The sequence below is a fragment of the Amycolatopsis sp. NPDC059027 genome, from assembly GCF_042739735.1.
Lineage (GTDB): Bacteria > Actinomycetota > Actinomycetes > Mycobacteriales > Pseudonocardiaceae > Amycolatopsis.
In genome coordinates, this window is sequence record NZ_JBHYIK010000003.1 from 83,238 (window position 1) to 99,431 (window position 16,194).

At 67.4% G+C, this 16,194-nt stretch carries 17 protein-coding genes and 1 pseudogene; 4 read left to right on the top strand and 14 right to left on the bottom strand.

The window, feature by feature from the left end; genetic code table 11:
* Positions 1 to 1,131 (bottom strand): recombinase family protein (locus tag ACFWY9_RS02840; protein WP_378338006.1); only part of this gene is annotated, 1,131 nt, incomplete at its 3' end.
* Between the two features lie 60 nt (positions 1,132 to 1,191).
* Here ACFWY9_RS02840 and ACFWY9_RS02845 point away from each other — a divergent pair.
* Positions 1,192 to 1,680 (top strand): annotated as a pseudogene (locus ACFWY9_RS02845) (DedA family protein); the annotation flags it as partial.
* Here the strand turns inward: ACFWY9_RS02845 and ACFWY9_RS02850 are convergent.
* Both ACFWY9_RS02850 and ACFWY9_RS02855 read right to left on the bottom strand, forming a co-directional pair.
* Entirely contained in the window at positions 1,677 to 2,582 is a 906-nt protein-coding gene (locus ACFWY9_RS02850; RefSeq protein ID WP_378331684.1) for a LysR family transcriptional regulator, read from the bottom strand. The pseudogene ACFWY9_RS02845 and the gene ACFWY9_RS02850 sit on opposite strands and share 4 nt — an antisense overlap.
* Before the next feature lie 38 nt (positions 2,583 to 2,620).
* Entirely contained in the window at positions 2,621 to 3,508 is an 888-nt protein-coding gene (locus tag ACFWY9_RS02855; RefSeq protein WP_378331683.1) for an RNA polymerase sigma-70 factor, read from the bottom strand.
* A gap of 252 nt (positions 3,509 to 3,760) precedes the next feature.
* Between ACFWY9_RS02855 and ACFWY9_RS02860 the strand changes: the two genes are divergently transcribed.
* Positions 3,761 to 4,246, top strand: coding sequence for a carboxymuconolactone decarboxylase family protein (locus ACFWY9_RS02860; protein WP_378331682.1), 486 nt, complete (start codon positions 3,761 to 3,763; stop codon positions 4,244 to 4,246).
* A 130-nt stretch (positions 4,247 to 4,376) separates the two neighbouring features.
* Positions 4,377 to 5,300, top strand: a complete 924-nt coding sequence (locus ACFWY9_RS02865; protein WP_378331681.1) for an EamA family transporter — start codon at positions 4,377 to 4,379, stop codon at positions 5,298 to 5,300.
* A 9-nt stretch (positions 5,301 to 5,309) separates the two neighbouring features.
* Here ACFWY9_RS02865 and ACFWY9_RS02870 read toward each other — a convergent pair whose 3' ends face one another.
* The 3 genes from ACFWY9_RS02870 to ACFWY9_RS02880 all read right to left on the bottom strand — a co-directional run bounded on the left by ACFWY9_RS02870 (position 5,310) and on the right by ACFWY9_RS02880 (position 7,676).
* Positions 5,310 to 5,975, bottom strand: a complete 666-nt coding sequence (locus ACFWY9_RS02870) for a DedA family protein (protein WP_378331680.1) — start codon at positions 5,973 to 5,975, stop codon at positions 5,310 to 5,312.
* Between the two features lie 124 nt (positions 5,976 to 6,099).
* Positions 6,100 to 7,308 carry an RNA polymerase sigma factor gene (locus tag ACFWY9_RS02875; protein ID WP_378331679.1) on the bottom strand — a complete coding sequence of 403 codons (1,209 nt, stop codon included), beginning with the start codon at positions 7,306 to 7,308 and terminating at the stop codon, positions 6,100 to 6,102.
* On the bottom strand, positions 7,305 to 7,676 hold the full coding sequence (locus ACFWY9_RS02880) for a YciI family protein (protein ID WP_378331678.1): 372 nt from the start codon (positions 7,674 to 7,676) through the stop codon (positions 7,305 to 7,307). The genes ACFWY9_RS02875 and ACFWY9_RS02880 overlap by 4 nt, the downstream gene beginning before the upstream one ends.
* Before the next feature lie 110 nt (positions 7,677 to 7,786).
* On the opposite strand from ACFWY9_RS02880, the gene ACFWY9_RS02885 reads away from it, so the two are divergent.
* Entirely contained in the window at positions 7,787 to 8,227 is a 441-nt protein-coding gene (locus tag ACFWY9_RS02885) for a YybH family protein (protein ID WP_378331677.1), read from the top strand.
* Between the two features lie 86 nt (positions 8,228 to 8,313).
* Here ACFWY9_RS02885 and ACFWY9_RS02890 read toward each other — a convergent pair whose 3' ends face one another.
* The 8 genes from ACFWY9_RS02890 to ACFWY9_RS02925 all read right to left on the bottom strand — a co-directional run bounded on the left by ACFWY9_RS02890 (position 8,314) and on the right by ACFWY9_RS02925 (position 16,173).
* A complete protein-coding gene (locus ACFWY9_RS02890; RefSeq protein WP_378326878.1) occupies positions 8,314 to 9,423 on the bottom strand; it encodes an ABC transporter ATP-binding protein in 1,110 nt (369 codons plus the stop codon).
* Positions 9,420 to 10,415 carry an ABC transporter ATP-binding protein gene (locus tag ACFWY9_RS02895; RefSeq protein ID WP_378326879.1) on the bottom strand — a complete coding sequence of 332 codons (996 nt, stop codon included), beginning with the start codon at positions 10,413 to 10,415 and terminating at the stop codon, positions 9,420 to 9,422. The genes ACFWY9_RS02890 and ACFWY9_RS02895 overlap by 4 nt, the downstream gene beginning before the upstream one ends.
* Before the next feature lie 93 nt (positions 10,416 to 10,508).
* Positions 10,509 to 11,444 (bottom strand): ABC transporter permease, encoded by a 936-nt coding sequence (locus ACFWY9_RS02900; protein WP_378326880.1) that lies wholly within the window; start codon positions 11,442 to 11,444, stop codon positions 10,509 to 10,511.
* The gene (locus tag ACFWY9_RS02905; protein WP_378326881.1) at positions 11,441 to 12,442 is read right to left on the bottom strand and encodes an ABC transporter permease; all 1,002 of its coding nucleotides are present in this window, start codon (positions 12,440 to 12,442) and stop codon (positions 11,441 to 11,443) included. Before ACFWY9_RS02905 ends, ACFWY9_RS02900 begins: the two co-directional genes overlap by 4 nt.
* A gap of 88 nt (positions 12,443 to 12,530) precedes the next feature.
* The gene (locus ACFWY9_RS02910) at positions 12,531 to 14,204 is read right to left on the bottom strand and encodes an ABC transporter substrate-binding protein (RefSeq protein ID WP_378326882.1); all 1,674 of its coding nucleotides are present in this window, start codon (positions 14,202 to 14,204) and stop codon (positions 12,531 to 12,533) included.
* Between the two features lie 262 nt (positions 14,205 to 14,466).
* Positions 14,467 to 14,955, bottom strand: a complete 489-nt coding sequence (locus ACFWY9_RS02915; protein WP_378338060.1) for a uridine kinase — start codon at positions 14,953 to 14,955, stop codon at positions 14,467 to 14,469.
* A 44-nt stretch (positions 14,956 to 14,999) separates the two neighbouring features.
* Positions 15,000 to 15,455 (bottom strand): DUF2304 domain-containing protein, encoded by a 456-nt coding sequence (locus ACFWY9_RS02920; protein WP_378326883.1) that lies wholly within the window; start codon positions 15,453 to 15,455, stop codon positions 15,000 to 15,002.
* Positions 15,456 to 15,471: 16 nt separating this feature from the next.
* Complete coding sequence (locus tag ACFWY9_RS02925; protein WP_378327000.1) at positions 15,472 to 16,173, bottom strand: glycosyltransferase family 2 protein; 702 nt, start codon at positions 16,171 to 16,173, stop codon at positions 15,472 to 15,474.
* Positions 16,174 to 16,194 lie beyond the last annotated feature (21 nt).

The following is a 16,194-nucleotide window of genomic DNA, read 5'->3' on the forward strand; positions in this document are numbered from 1 at the left end:
CTTGTAGAAAGCTTGTGTAGCCAATGGTTCAATCTCTTCCGCCCGCATGGCTGGGCCGTGTTTGTGTGACGGACATTGCCAGTAATTGTATTCGTACTCGGCGACGGTTCCATCCTTGCGCTTTCCCTTTCGATGAGCGACACGATGCCAAAGGGGCTCAAGGCATTCCGGGCACACCAGGACGCCGGAGAATTCATAAGGCTGATTACTGCCGCGCTCCTTCCGGCGCGCCCTCGCATTCAGTCGGACGGATATATCAGCTTGCTCGGCGGGTTCGAATATTCCAAGCTCTACAAGGTCCGGGTTTTCCAGTAAACGGCGGAGAGCTGTTCGGTGCCATTTTTTCCCCTTGAGTTCGACCGTTGCCGGATCTTCCCCGCGTCGTTCGGCTGCTAGCTGCAATTGCCTGTCTCGTGGGGTAACGACTTTGCTTTCCGTCAACCAGTCGCACATCTCGGTAAGGGTCTTTCCTTCCCGTGTCATCTTTGAAAGGGAATGAAGAACCTTGACCGCGTAGGGGTCGAGCCCGAGAATCCATCCACCGCCGGGCAGTGCTACCGGCATGGTGCCGTAGGTGTGGCCTTCCCCTGCCCACCGGCCCGCTTCCTTGAGTGCGGCCCTCGCCGCACGGAACCGCTCTTTCATGCGTTCTCGTTCCATGCGGGCGAACGCGGCAATAAGCGTGATCATGAACTCTGACATCGAGTTACTGGAATCGATGCCTTCCGCAATGCAGATCAACCGCTTTCCGCGTGCCCTCAGCCATTCCAGCAAGGTGAGCGCGTCCATCACGTTGCGGACCAAACGATCCAGCTTGGAAACAACCAACGTCTTCCATGGTTTCGGTGCCGCGTCCGACAGCCAGACCTTCAGCCCGTCCCGTTTGTGGGGTTCCAGGTCCCCAGAGACGTGGAGGTCTTCCACGGTCGCAACGATAGGAACGCCGTAGGCGTTCGACCATCGGTGCGTATCCCGCGTCTGGACCTCATTGGACGTGCTCTCATCCGAGAAGTGTGACTGGCGGACGTAGCACAATGCCGCGTCGTTGTCTGGGGTGAACGGGACGACTGGGAGGCGGGTGCTGGTCTGCTTCTTGAGCCGCTGTCGCTTCCGGGGTGCCGATGCGCTCATGGTCCGTATCCTCGCTGGTAGACGTCAGTGTCGAGTTTAGTTCGTTGACGCACCTGGTGGCCCACCGAGGTGACCATCATCGGCATGGCCGTCGCGGCCGCACAGGGCGGGCCACCGCTCGCGCTGGTCATCGGCGTCGCGGCCGCGGGCTGCCTCGTCTCGGATCAGGTGCTCTACCTGCTCGGCCGCTCGGGCGGGCAAGCTCTGCTCGCCAGGCTGAGCCGACGTCACCGGTTCGCCGCCGGTATCGGCTGGCTCGACGGGCGGTTGCAGCGGCATCCGCGGCCGGTGCTCGTCGTCGCCCGCTGGCTGCCCTCGGGTGGGACGGTCGGCGCGCTGCTGGCCGGTTCGCTTCGCTGGCCACTGCGCGAATTCCTCACCGCGTCGGCCATCGGCATCACGCTCTGGACGTCCTATGTGGCCCTGCTCGGCTACGCGGGCGGCCAGCTGATCGCCGAACCCGGGATCAGCATGGCACTCTCCCTGGCCATCGCGCTGATCCTGGGTTCGGTGCTCACTCTCGGAATCCGGCGCCGCGGTACGGCTTAGGTGGTGAGCGCGGCGACTTCGGCACGCAGCTCGCCAACCACCGTAGCCACCGCGGGCCGGTCGAGCGCACCCGCGCGGCACACCACTTCGACGAGCCGGGCCGCTCGGATTCCGGCCAGCGGACGGCAAACGAGGCCGCTGCCCCTGCGATCGTCCACTGTGTACCGAGGCAGCAGCGCGACACCATGACCGGCCGCGACGAGGCGTTCGATGATGCGGAAATCGTTGATGCGCTGGACGATCTGCGGGCGCACGCCGGTGCGGACGGTCAGCGAGCGGAGCACGTCGTCGACCGGGAAGCCGAAGTCGACGCTGATCCAGCGTTCGTCGGCCAGCTCGGCGAGTTCGACCCGGCGTTTGCGGGCCAGCCGGTGACCGGCGGGCAGGGCGACGTCGAGGGGTTCGCGCAGCAGCGGCAGGACCTCGATGCGGCCGGATTCGAACTCCGGCGCGTGCTCGTCGCGGTGCGCGACCACGACGTCGTAGTCCGCGAGCAGGCCGGGCACCTCCGGCGGCGTCATGTCGACATCGCGGACGTCGACGTCCAGCCCCTCGTAGGCGCCGACCCGGTGCAGCAACCCCGGCAACAGCATGAGCCCTGCCGACTGGAAGATCGCGACCCGGACGCGGCCGCGTGGTGCGCTGCGGTAAGTGTCCAATTCGGACTCGGCGCGGTCGAGCGCGGCCAGCACCTCGTCGGCACGGGCGACCAGCGCGCGACCGGCGTCGGTGAGCCGAAGCCCGCGCCCGGCCGGTTCGGTGAGGGGCAGCCCGACTTCGGCTTGGAGCGCGCGAAGCTGTTGGGAGACCGCGGACGGCGTACAGTGCAGGGCCCGCGCCGCGGCGGTGACGCTGCCGCGGTCCGCGAACTCCCTCAGCGTGCGCAGCCTGCCGATGTCCACGGCCGCAGCATATGTGAAGGCGACACTGCACAGTGGACTCAGCGACGCAGCGCGGTCTCCTTGTCCATATGCGACAGCTTCTCGGGGTTGCGCACGGCGTAGAGCCCGGTGATGAGGCCGTCGTCGATGCGCACCGCCAGGACGGTGTCGACCTCGCCGTCGAACCGGAGGACCAGCGCCGGGTAGCCGTTGACCTGCGCCGGCCGCAGCGATCCCTCGGCCATCTTGCCCAACCCGGCGGCCAGCACCCGGCCCACCCGGTCGGCACCGGTGACGGGCCGCAGCACAGCCTGCACGACGCCGCCACCGTCGCCGAGGAGGACGACGTCCGGCGCGAGGATGTCGAGCAGTCCCTGTAGCTCCCCGGTTTCCACCGCGCGCTGGAACGCCTCCAACGCGCCACGGGCCTCGGTGGGTGAGACGACCCCACGCGGCCGCCGGGCCGCGACGTGCGCTCGTGCCCGATGAGCGATCTGCCGGACCGCCGCCGGGGTCTTGTCGACGGCGTTCGCGATCTCGTCGTAGTCCAGATCGAACACCTCGCGCAGCACGAACACAGCGCGCTCGGTCGGCGCGAGTGTCTCCAGCACCAGCAGCATCGCCATCGAGACGCTGTCGGCCAGCTCGACGTCCTCGGCCACGTCCGGCGCGGTCAGCAGCGGCTCGGGCAACCACGGACCGACGTAGGACTCCTTGCGGCGGCCGAGCGTCCGCAGCCTGCTCAGCGCCTGGCGGGTGGTGATCCGGACCAGGTAGGCACGCTGGTTCTCGATCTCGTCGAGATCGACGCCCGTCCACCGCAGCCAGGTCTCCTGCAGGACGTCCTCCGCGTCGGCGGCCGAGCCGAGCATTTCGTAGGCGACGGTGAACAGCAGGTTGCGGTGGGCGACGAACGCCTCGGTGGCGGTGTCCGTCCGCTCGCTCATGCGATCGACTCGCTTCGCGAGACAGCGTCTAACTCCTTTTGGCGCATGACATCCATGATTCGCTCGCAAGCATCGCTCATGGATGGCTCCTGTCCGTGCACGCACAACAGTGTCGCCATCAGACGCCGGGCCTCGCCGGTTTGTGACATCGCCTGTCTGTGTCGCTCGTCACGCGCCCGCGGTGTCACAAACCCCGGGTCATCCGGCATCTGGTGGTCGTTCAGCTACGACACCACGAGTGAGGACGAGGTCATGGAAGCCCGATTCAACATGTTCGAGAACGAGATCGCCGCGAAGTTCGGCAAGCGGTTCGCCAACACCGCGATGGTGATCGCCCAGTCACCGCTGCCGAAGTCCACGCAGGAGCTCGTGTCGCTGCGCGCGAGCCAGATCAACGGCTGCGGCTTCTGCACGGACATGCACACCAAGGACGCCGCGGCCGCCGGCGAAACCGCGGTCCGGCTCAACCTGGTCGCCGCCTGGCGCGAGGCCACCGTGTTCACCGAGGCGGAGCGGGCCGCACTGGCGTTCACCGAGGAGGGCACCCGGCTCGCCGACCTCCACCATGGCGTGTCCGACGAGACCTGGGCGCAGGTGCGCAAGCACTACGACGACGACCAGCTCGCCGCGCTGATCTGCCAGGTCGCCCTGATCAACGCGGCCAACCGGATGAACGTGATCGTGCGCAATCCGGCGGGTTCCTACGAGCCCGGCATGTTCGACAGCTTCGTGAACTGAGTGGCGGGCGCGTCCCTGCCCGGCCCGGTACCGCTTACCGGGCCGGGCAGGCGACTGTGAAGGAGCACTGCACAGTTCGTGCAGATTTTCTCGCTGGTCCTTCACGATCGGGTTAACGAGAGTGGGTGACATGCCCATCCGTGATCGTCTGCTCGCCGCGCTCGTCGCCGTCCTGTGGGGCTGCAACTTCCTCGCCATCCACGTCGCGCTCGGGCAGTTCCCGCCGGTGTTCGCCGGGGCGCTGCGGTTCGCGGTGATCGCGATCCCGACGATCCTGTTCGTACCGTGGCCGAAGGTCAAGATCCGCTACCTCCTCGGCTATGGGCTCGGGTTCGGCACCGGGCAGTTCGCGTTCCTGTTCATCGCGATGAACACCGGGATGCCGACCGGGCTCGCCTCACTGGTCCTGCAGGCCTCGGCGCCGTTCACCGTGCTGCTCGGCACGTTCTTCCTGCGGGAACGGGTCAGCGGCAGGCAGCTGGCCGGGATCCTGCTCGCCGTGGCGGGCATGGCGACCATCGCCTGGCAGCAGTCGACGCACGCCGCGCTACTGCCGGTGATCCTCACCCTTCTGGGCGCGCTGAGCTGGGCGTTCGGCAATCTCGCGACGAGGCGGGCCGCGCCGGAGAATCCACTGCACTTCGCGCTGTGGATGTCCGTGGTGCCGCCGCTGCCGATGTTCGCGCTGTCGCTGCTCATGGAGGGCCCTTCGGCGCAGTGGCACTCGCTGGCCACGCTGGGCACGAAGACCGGGCTGATCGCGCTCGGCGGGCTGGCCTACATCGTGCTGCTCGGCACGATCGCGGGCTCCGGGATCTGGACGACGCTGATGCGGCGCAACCCTGCCGGGGTCGTCGCGCCGTTCTCGCTGCTGGTGCCGGTGGTCGGGCTTTCGATGTCGTTCCTGGTGCTCGACGAGCGGCCGAGCCTGCTCGAAATCGTCGCGGCCGCGGTGGTCATCGGCGGTGTGCTGCTCGGGTCGCTCCAGCGACGGCGCCGCGCCGCCGACCTCGACGGGGAGCTACCCCCCGTCGAGGCTCCGGCGAAGGTGTGACCGCCCGGCTCAGGCCTTCGACTGCTCGGTGACCGATGAGTCCTTTTCGGACGGAGAATCCGCGTCGTCGTGATGTTTCCTGGCCATCCGCTTCTTGATCACCAGCATGAACACGAGCCCGAAGAGCACCGCGACACCGAGACCGACGTACGAGAAGTTCTTGAGCCACTTCTCGGCGACCACGCCAAGGTAGTAGATCAACGTGGTGGTGCCCGCGGCCCAGACGATGCCGCCCGCCGCGTTGGCCATCAGGAACCGCGGGTAGTGCATGCCCAGTGAACCGGCGAGCGGACCGGCGAGAATACGGAGAAAAGCGACAAAGCGACCGAAAAAGACCGCCCACGCACCGCGTTTCTGGAACATCCGCTCGGCATTGGCGATGTGGTCCGGGCCGAAATGCTTCGGGAATTTGCGTCCCGCCCAGGCAAGTAGTCGTGTACCGCCCTTGCGGCCGATGGTGTACCCGATGCTGTCGCCGATGATCGCGCCGGCGCTCGCGAGGATCGCGATCCACACCGGGCTCAGCTGGGAATGCTGCGACGACAGCAAAGCCGCGCTGATCAGGACGACCTCACCGGGCAGCGGAATCCCCAGGCTTTCGATCATGATCACGAGACCGACGATCAGGTAGACCGAAAGCGGTGGAATCGCCTCCAGCCACTGGTCGATGTGCACGTCCGTACCCCCTGCTGCTTTTGTCCGATTTGTTCCTGGAAACGCGGCTTCGCACCCGCAGGGTACCGAGGCCAGGGTAGGCCGCGAAGCCAACTCAGGTATTACCCGGCGTCCGACTTGCGGCTTAGGCGAGCTGCGAAGCGCGGGATTCCAGGTAAGTGCGTTCCGGGATGCTCAGCGTCCGGCGAGCCGCCTCGAGGTAGTGCTCACGGGCTTCGCCGACCTCGCCCAGCTGTTCCAGCAGGTGGGCTCGGACGGCCTCGACGCGGTGGTGCTGCGCGAGCGCGGTGTCGCGTTCGGCGTCGGCGAGTTCGTCCAGCGCCGTGCGCGGTCCGTGCACCATCGCGACGGCGACGACGCGGTTCAGCGTCACCATCGGACCGGGCGCGACGTTCCGCAGGAGGTCGTAGAGCGTGAGGATCTGCGGCCAGTCGGTGTCCTCGGCCTTCGCGGCCTCCGCGTGCACGGCGGCGATCGCGGCCTGCAGCTGGTACGGCCCGATCGGCGCCGTCGCGAGCGACGTCGTGATCAGCTCGACGCCCTCGGCGATCGCGTCGGCGTCCCACAACCGCCGATCCTGGTCCGCGAGCGGGACGAGGGCGCCTGAGCGGGTCCGCGCCGGGCGGCGGGCCTCGGTGAGCAGCATGAGCGCGAGGAGCCCGGCGACCTCACCGTCGTCCGGCAGCTCGGTCCGCAGTTGCCGGACGAGCCGGATCGCTTCGGCGGTCAGCTCGACGCGGTTCAGCGCGGCGCCGGAACTGGCTGTGTGTCCCTCGGTGAAGATCAGGTACAGCACCTGCAGCACGGCGGCGAACCGCTCGGCGCGGTCGGCTTCGGGCAGCCGGAACTCCGCGCCCGCCGCCTTGATCCGCTGTTTCGCCCGGCTGATCCGCTGCGCGATCGTGGCCTCCGGGACGAGGAACGCGCGGGCGATCTCCGCGGTCGTGAGCCCGCCGACCGCGCGCAAGGTCAGCGCCACCTGCGACGACGCGGTGAGCGACGGATGACAGCAGAGCAGCAGCAACGTCAGCGAGTCGTCGACGGCGGGCGCCGGGTCCGGGTCCGGCGGGGCCAGCGCGGCGACGGTCTCCTCACGTCGCTGCCGTGCCGTGTCGGAACGCCAGAGTTCGATGCGGCGACGGGACGCGGTGGTGATCAGCCAGCCCTTCGGGTTGGCCGGGATGCCTTCCGACGGCCACTGCGTCGCGGCGGCGAGCAGCGCTTCCTGCACCGCGTCCTCGCAGCTGTCGAAGCCGCCGTACCGCCGGACGAGCGCGCCGAGGGCCTGCGGCGCGAGTTCCCGCAGCAGGCCCGTGATGGACGGCGTCGTCACATCTCATCCCCGTACAACCCCATCACCGGCCGGACCTCGACGGTCGCGAACTGGGCCTCCGGGATACGCGCGGCGATCTCGATCGCGCGGTCGAGGCTTTCGCATTCGAGCAGGTAGAACCCGGCGAGGAACTCCTTGACCTCGGCGAACGGGCCGTCGGTGGCGATCGTCCTGCCACTTTGGACACTCACCTGTTTCGTCAGCGAGACATCGGCGAGCCGCTCGGACACGATGCGCTCACCCGAGGCATCGAGGTCGTCGTTGAGCTGCTGGTAGTAGGCGAGCCCGGCGGCGCGCTGCTCCTCGGACATCCCCTCCCACGCCGTGCGGGATTCCGGGTTGCCGTAGATCAGGACGACGTACTTCATCTCCCACCTCCGGGAAAAAATCTTCGCCGGGATGTCGAGAACGCGCTCCCGGCTTCTACGTCCCGGGTGAGCGCGGCCGGAAAGCGGCCGCCGGACCCCGGGAGAACACGATGAGCATCCAGGACGAGAAGCAGATCCGCGAACTGCTGGCCGCCCGCGAGGTCGCGATGTCCGCACGGGACGCGGAGGTGCTCGAAGCCGACGTCGCGACCGACGTCGTCGCCTTCACTCTCGCGCCGCCGCTGGTGCAGCAGCCCGCGGACTTCACCGACGTCGAGCAGCGACGGGCCTGGTTCGCCGGCTTCGACGGGCCGATCGAGTACGAGATCCGCGATCTGGAGATCACGGTCGGCGGGGACGTCGCCTACACGCACAGCCTGAACCGGCTTTCCACGACGCCGAAGGGCATGCCCGCGAAGTTCGACCTGTGGTTCCGGTCGACGGTCTGCCTGCGCCGCGCCGACGGCCGCTGGCAGATCACCCACGTGCACGAGTCGACCCCGTTCTACATGGACGGCACCTTCCGCGCCGCCCTCGACCTGACGCCGTAGCGAGACATGCCGTTAAGGCCACCTTACGGGCGTCGGACGCCCGTAAGGTGGCCTTAACGGCATTTGCCGGGGGCCGGGTGGACTGGTTAGAGGATTTCGGCGGCGGTGCCGACGTCGGGCGGGCCGAGGTCGGGGTTGAGCGCGCCGGTCAGCTCGACCAGCTCCGGTTCGACCTCGTGCGGCGTGATCCGCCCGTCGCGGATGTCCTCCGCGTAGTGGCACGCGACGCGCTGGCCGCCGACGTCCCGCAGCTCCGGGCGGTCGGTCGAGCACAGGCTCTCCTGCCGCCACGGGCACCGGGTGTGGAACCGGCAGCCGCTCGGCGGCGCCGCCGGAGAGGGCAGGTCACCGGCGAGCAGGATCTGCTCCCGGCTGTCCTCCACGGCCGGGTCCGGCACCGGGATCGCCGAGAGCAGCGCCCTGGTGTACGGATGCAGCGGGTTCTCGTACAGCGCGTCCGCGTCGGCTTCCTCGACGAGGGAACCGAGGTACATCACGCCGATCCGGTCGGAGATGTGCCGCACCACCGCGAGGTCGTGCGCGATCACCAGGTAGGTCAGGCCGAGCTCCTCCTGCAGATCCTCCAGGAGGTTCACCACCTGCGCCTGCACCGAAACGTCCAATGCGGACACCGGCTCGTCGGCGACGATGAGGTCGGGCTCCACGGCGAGCGCCCGCGCGATGCCGATGCGCTGACGCTGACCGCCGGAGAACTCGTGCGGGTACTTCCGCAGCGCGGTCTCCGGCAGGCCGACCGCGGCCAGCAGCTCACGCAGCCGCCGGTCGGTGGCCTCCTTGTCCTTGTCGAGGCCGTGCGCGCGCATGCCTTCGAGCAGAATGGACTCCACCGACTGCCGTGGGTCCAAACTGGACAGTGGGTCCTGGAAGATCATCTGCATCCGGCGGCGGGACTTGCGCAGCGCCTCGCCCTTGAGCTTCGCGACGTCGGTGCCGTCGAAGACGACACTGCCACTGGTCGGTTCGTTCAACCGGAGGATCGCTCTGCCCAAAGTGGACTTACCGCAACCCGATTCGCCGACGAGGCCATAGGTTTCACCGCGCCGGATCGACAGGCTGACCCCGTCGACGGCGTAGACGTGCCCGATCGTCCGGTCGATCACGATGCCGCGTTTGATCGGGAAGTGCACCTTGAGGTCGTCGACCTCAAGCAGCACGTCGCTGTTCGTCTCGGTCATCGGATCCCTCCTCCGGCCGCGACCGCGGGCCGCACGGGGTTGTGGCAACGCAGCAGGCCCCCGTTTTCGGGCACCAGCTGCGGCGACGTCTCACGGCACACCGCCAGCGCGTTCGGGCAGCGCGGCGCGAACGCGCAACCGCCCTCCCACGGGATGTTGTCGGCCACCGAGCCCTTGATCGGGATCAGCTTCTCGCCCCGCCCCGCGTCGAGCCGCGGGATGGACGCGAGCAGGCCGTGCGTGTACGGATGCCGTGGTTCGGCGAAGAGCTGATGGCGTGGCGCGCGTTCGACGATCTTGCCGCCGTAGAGCACGTTCACCTCGTCGCAGAGCCCGGCGACGACACCGAGATCGTGCGTGATCATGATCAGCGCGGTCCCGGTGTCCTGCACGAGTTCGCGCAGCAGTGCCAGGATCTGCGCCTGGATGGTGACGTCCAGCGCCGTCGTCGGTTCGTCCGCAATGAGCAGCCGGGGACGGCACGCCAGCGCGATCGCGATCAGTGCGCGCTGCCGCATCCCGCCGGAAAGCTGGTGCGGGTACTCGGAAAGCCGCCGCGACGGGTCGGGAATGCCGACCTTGTCCAGCAGTTCGACGGCCTCGATCGCCGCCTTCTTGCGCGGCATGTCGCGGTGGCGCTCCAGCACCTCGGTGATCTGCAGCCCGATCGGGATGACCGGGTTCAGCGAGGACAGCGGATCCTGGAACACCATGCCGAGGTCCCGCCCGCGGCGGTCCCGCATTTCCTTGTCCGACAACGTGAGCAGATCGGTGCCCTCGAACGAGACCGAACCGCTGACCTTGTTGCCGCGCTTGGCCAGCAACCGCATGATCGCCAGCGACGTCACCGACTTGCCGCAGCCGGATTCGCCGACCAGCCCGACGGTCTGGCCGGGTTCGACGTCGAAGCTCACCCCGTCCACCGCGGTGAACGGCCGCTCGCCGCGGCGCTGGAATACGACGCTGAGGTCGCGAACTTCAAGGAGTGCCATGTGTTACAGCACCGCCTGTTCTTCGGATCGAGGGCCGGCCACAGTGACTCGCCGAACGTGCAGGCCATGAACTTCTTGGAATGCCACGGAAAATCACCGCCTGTTCTTCGGATCGAGGGCTTCACGGAGCGATTCGCCGAGCAGTGTGAACCCGAGCGCGACCACGATGATCGCGATGGCCGGGTAGTACGCCAGCTCCGGACGGATGTCGAGGAACTTGTGCGCGGCATTGCCGAGCATCAGGCCCCATTCCGCCCGCGACGGGTCAGGGTCGCCGAGACCGAGGAACGACAGTGCCGCCGCCTCGATGATGGACGTCGCCAGTGTCAGCGTCGCCTGGACGATGACCGGGCCGAGCGAGTTCGGCAGCATGTGCCGCAGCACGATCGCCCCGCGCTTCACGCCGAGCGACGTCGCCGCGAGCACGTGATCGCTGGTGCGCTGCGCGAGCATGGAACCGCGCAGCAGCCGCGCGAAGATCGGCACACCGATCATCGACACGGCGAGAATGACCGTCCACTGGCTCGGCTTCGCGAACAACGCGGCGATCGAGATCGCCAGCAGCAGCGACGGGAACGCCAGCATGACGTCGACGATGCGCATGATCAGCGTGTCGACCCAGCCGCCGAAGGCGCCCGCGAGCCCGCCGAGGATCATCCCGAGGACGACGCCGATCAGCGTCGCGAGGACACCGACGAGCAACGTCTGCTGCGCGCCGACGATCAGCCGGGACAGGAAGTCACGGCCGAAGTCGTCCACGCCGAGCGGATATCCCGGCATCGCGCCGGGAATGATGCCGCGGCCCAGGTTGACCTTGTCCTGCAAGGACCGCGCGAGCGGGTCCTTCGGCGCCAGCAGCGGCGCGAAGATCGCCAGCAGCACGAACAGGATGGTGATCACGCCGCCGGTGATCGCCACCGGGCTGCGCAGCATGCGCCGCAGCGCCTCACCGCCGAGGCTGTGCCCCCGCGCGGCGGCCGACGCGAGCTTGTCGATCGGCTCCTTCTTCTTGTTCAGCAGAGTGTTCATCCGACACGCACCCTCGGGTCGATGAGCCCGTACGAGATATCGACCAGCATGTTCACCAGCACGTACACCAGCGCACCGAACAACAGCAGCGCCTGTAGCCGGGGATAGTCACGCCGTTCGATGCCTTCGGCGAGCAGATAGCCGAGGCCGCGGATGTTGAACACCCGCTCGGTCAGCACCGCGCCGCCGAGCAGCGCGCCGGTCTGCAGGCCGATGGTGGTGACCACCGGGAGCAGGGCGTTGCGCAGCACGTGCCGCCGTCGCACCACGGGCTGGGTCAGGCCCTTGGAGTTGGCGGTGCGGATGAAGTCCTCGTTGAACACGTCGAGCACCGAGGCGCGGGTGATCCGGGTGATCACCGCGAGCGGAATGGTGGCCAGCGCGAACGCGGGCAGGATCAGGTGTTTGATCGCGTCCCACATCGAGTCCCATTCCTGGGTCAGGATGCCGTCCAGGACAGCGAAGTTGGTGACGTTGGTGGCGTCGAGGCCCGCGCTCTGCCGTCCCTGGGAAGGAAGTCCCAGCGGTGAGGCCAGCCCGTTCTGCATCATGTAGCCGAGGAAGAACACCGGCACCGCGACACCGACCAGGGTGAGCACGACGATGATGTTGTCGACCGCGCCGCCCTTGAACCGTGCGGACAGATAGCCGAACGGGATGCCCAGCACGATCGCGAGAATCATCGCGGAGAGGCCGAGTTCGATGGTCGCGGGCAGGAAGCGCCCGATCTCGCCCATGACCGGCTGCGCGGAAACGAGCGAAGCGCCGAAGTCGCCGGTGACGGCCCGGCCGAGGAATTTGAAGTACTGGATGAAGATCGGCTGATCGAAGCCGAGGGAGTGATTGAGGAGTTCCACCTTCTCCGGCGTCGCCTTGTCCCCGAGAAGCGCGTAGGCGGGTCCTCCGGGAAGCGAGCGGAGCCAGGCGAAGACCAAAATGGACAGAAGCAATAGCGTCGGAATCGCTTGTAGCAGCCGACGCACGATGAAACGGAGCACGTGCGTTCCTTTGTTGCCAGCCCGGGAAGCAGGGCCAAGGGGCGGGCGCGATCGCGCCTGCCCCTTGGCCTTCGCTATGCGGTCGGGATCAGCCGACGCTCACGGTGTTGAAACGTTCGTCGGTCAGCGGGCTGGCCACCAGGCCCTTCACCTTCGGGCCGACCACGATGGCGGGCGCCGGGTAGGCGATCGGGATGGCGGGAAGGTAGTCCATGACCGCCTTGTTCGCCTGCTGGTACGCCTTGGCGTGCGCGTCACCCGCGGGGGCCGCGTCGGCGTCGGCCAGCGTCTTGAACAGCTCGGCGTTGTCGAAACCGAATTCCTTCTTCTTGCGGCCGAAGAACGTGCCGATGAAGTTCCCGGCGTCGTTGTAGTCGCCGGTCCAGCCCAGCAGGTGGATGTCCTGCTTGCCGAGCTGCTGCACGTCCTCCTTGTAGCCACCGTTCCACGGCTTGGCCACCGGCTCGACCTTGACGCCGATCGCCTTCAGGTCCTCGGAGATGGCGGTGAACGTGTCGGCCGGGTTCGGCATGTACGGCCGGGTGACCTCGGTCGGGTAGTAGAACTTCAGCGTGAGGTCGGTCGCGCCGGCCTCCTGCAGCAGCTTCTTGGCCTGCTCCTTGTCGTACGGGTACTTCTTGACGTCGTCGGTGTAGCCGGAGATGACCTTCGGCACGAACTCGGTCGCGACCTCGGAGCCCTCGGCCAGCTTGGTCTTGACGAACTGCTCGCGGTTGATGCCGTACGCCAGGGCCTGGCGGACCTTCGGGTCCTTCAGCTTCGGGTTGCCCGACTGGTTGATACCCAGGTAGAGCAGGTTGAACGACGGGCGGATGAGCACCTGCTCGCCGTCGTTGCGCAGCAGGCCGTAGTCGGCGGGCGCCGGGAAGTCGTAGCCCTGGACGTCGCCGGCCTTCAGCGCCTGCTTGCGGGCGTTCTCGTCCGGGATGATCTTGAAGATCAGCTTGTCCAGTTTGGCCTGCTGGCTCGGGCTGTCGGTCGCCTTGACCAGGGTGACCTCACCCTTGGCCTGGTCCCAGCTCTCCAGCTTGAACGGACCGGTGCCGGAAACGAACTTCGACGTGTACTCGCTGAAGACGGGCGCACCGCTGGAGCCGGTGACCTGGTTGCCGTTGTGCTTCGTGATCGCGTCGGGGCTCTGGATCGCGAACGCGGGCAGTGTGAACGCGGCGGGGAAGGCACCCTTGGCCTTGCTCAGGTTGAGGACCGCGGTCGAGTCGTCCTTGGCCTCACAGGACTTGTAGACCGGGTCACCGGTCGCGGTGCCCTCGTTCTTGGCGAAGCCCTCGAAGACGTCGCCGTAGTAGATCATCGCGTTCTGGGCGAGATCGCCCTTCATGTTGTACCAGCGGTCGAAGTTGAAGCAGACCGCCTTGGCGTTGAAGGGCGTGCCGTCGTGGAACTTGACGCCCTTCTTGAGGGTGAACGTCCACGTCTTGCCGTCGTTGCTGGGCTCCCACTTCTCGGCCAGCGAGGGCTCGAGGTCGGCGGTGCCGGGCTTGTTCTGGATCAGCGTGTCCAGCATCTGCCGGGTGATGCGGTAGGTCTCACCCTCGTCGGTGAACGTCGGGTCCAGCATCTTCGGGTTACCCGCGTTGCCGAAGATCATCGTGCCGCCGGAACCACCTCCCGCGGCCTCGTCTCGTTTGGACGTTGCACACGCGGACAACGAGACCGCGACCGCGCCGGCCAGCCCGATCAGGGCAATACGGCGCGTTCGGGTCAGCCGCCATTGCTGCATCTGACACCCCTTGGGAGATGTTCGGTGTTTAGTCACCGTCCGGTCGGTCAGAAACTCAGCCGACGGTCGGTGTGTTCGCCGACACTAGCGGGAACTCGCCCCGCACTTAAGCACGCGAGGTTACGATCGCGCTACGTAGCAGCCAAAATAACCGCAATGCGTTGGTAAATCCTGACGGTAGGTAGCGGTTTCAGGGCGATTGCTGCAATGAGCGCACAGCCAATGACACAAATGGACGCATCAGGGTTCCCCCGGACGTGGTTCAGTCCACGTGACTGTCGGCGGCCTCGCGCGTACCGTCCACGGCAAACCAGCCACGCTCGAAGAGCTGCCATCGCCGCAGGTCAGAGCGGTGGTCCAGACCGTCCCTGGCGACCGAGCGGGCCAGTCGCGCCGCCTCGTCACCGCCGTCGACCCAGCACAGGTGGGACAGCAGCGGCCGCACCGAACTCCGGCCGCTGGAAACGCCCTCCAGCACCAGTACTTCGGGTACCGGAACGGTCACCGAAGCGCCGAGACGGGGGCCTTCAGGTGGCCATTCCATCCGCCGGTAAGCACCGGGAGAACCATCGGAGAGGGGCCTTAAAACGCCTTCGAAGAGCCGTGGCCACCAGGCCACCGGATCGTTCCAGGTGGCGAATTCGTCGGTGCTCAAGAGAACAACGGGCACATCTCGTGCCCGGAAATCCGCCACAATGGAGCGCGCGAATGTCGACTTTCCCGCGCCTGACGGACCGTCAACAGCCAGCAGGCGCACATTCCCGAGCCGTGGCGGTGCCGCGAGGACCGCGTCGATCAGCGCGCGCGTACCGAACTCGCCTTGGCGACGGTGTCCGCCTCGGGCAGGCCCTTGACGTCGTCCGGGGCCGACGTCCTGGCCTCCAGCTCGGCGATCCGGCTCTCGAGTTCCTTCTTCGTGTCCTCGAGTTCGCAGCGCAGCAGCGCGATCTCCTCGACGGAGGTACGGACCTCCTCTTCCAGGTGACCGACCTCGGTGGACAGGTGCAGCGCGACCAGTGCCAGCACGACTCCGGCGAGCAGGAAGACGAGGTTCGACGGCGTCTTGACGCCGGTGATCTTCGCCAGGAACTCCGCGGCCTGCGGGATGACCGCGAGCACGACGACGCCGACGGAGACGATGAGCCACACGCCCGCGTACTTCTCCCGCAGCTTGCGCCTGCGCATCATCTCGAGGACGACGAACAGCACCAGGCACGCGACGACGATGCTGAGAACGCGCCAGCCGTCCATGGACGTGACCTCCTTCTTACGCCGAGTCGGACGAGTCGACCGCGGGGCGGCGGCGCACCAGCGCCAGCAGCAACGCGAGACCGGCCCGGCTCAGGTAGACGGCCGATTTGATGGGCGAGTGACTGGGCGTGCCGCCGGCACGTTCCCGCATGATCACCGGGATCTCGGCGATGACGAGCTTCGCGCGGATGGCCAGCACCAGCGATTCCACGGTGTCGCCGAGGTACTCGGCGGGGTAATACGCGGCGAAGAGCTTGATCGCCTTCGGGCCCATCGCCTTGAATCCCGACGTGACGTCGGTGAGCTTGCGGCGAGCGAGCCGGGAGAACACGATCGACAGCGCGACCATCGCGTACTTGCGCGGCCCGCTGGCCTTGTACGACCCCTTGCCCGCGAACCGCGAGCCGATGACGATGTCGGCCTCGTCCAGCCCGCGCAGCAGCGCGGCGACCTCTTCGGGGTCGTGCTGGCCGTCCGCGTCCACCTGCACCACGACGTCGTAGCCACGCGCGGCGGCATACCGGAAGCCGGTGCGCATCGCGCCGCCGACGCCGAGGTTGACCGCCAGTCGTGCCACGTCCGCTCCCGCGGCCCTGGCCAGCTTGGCCGTGTCGTCGACCGATCCGTCGTCGACGACCAGCAGGTCGGCGCCCGGCAGGGACTGCTTCACCTGCTCGATCACAGCGCCGACACTGGCCTGCTCGTTGAGGGCAGGCATCACGATGAGTACGCGACGGCT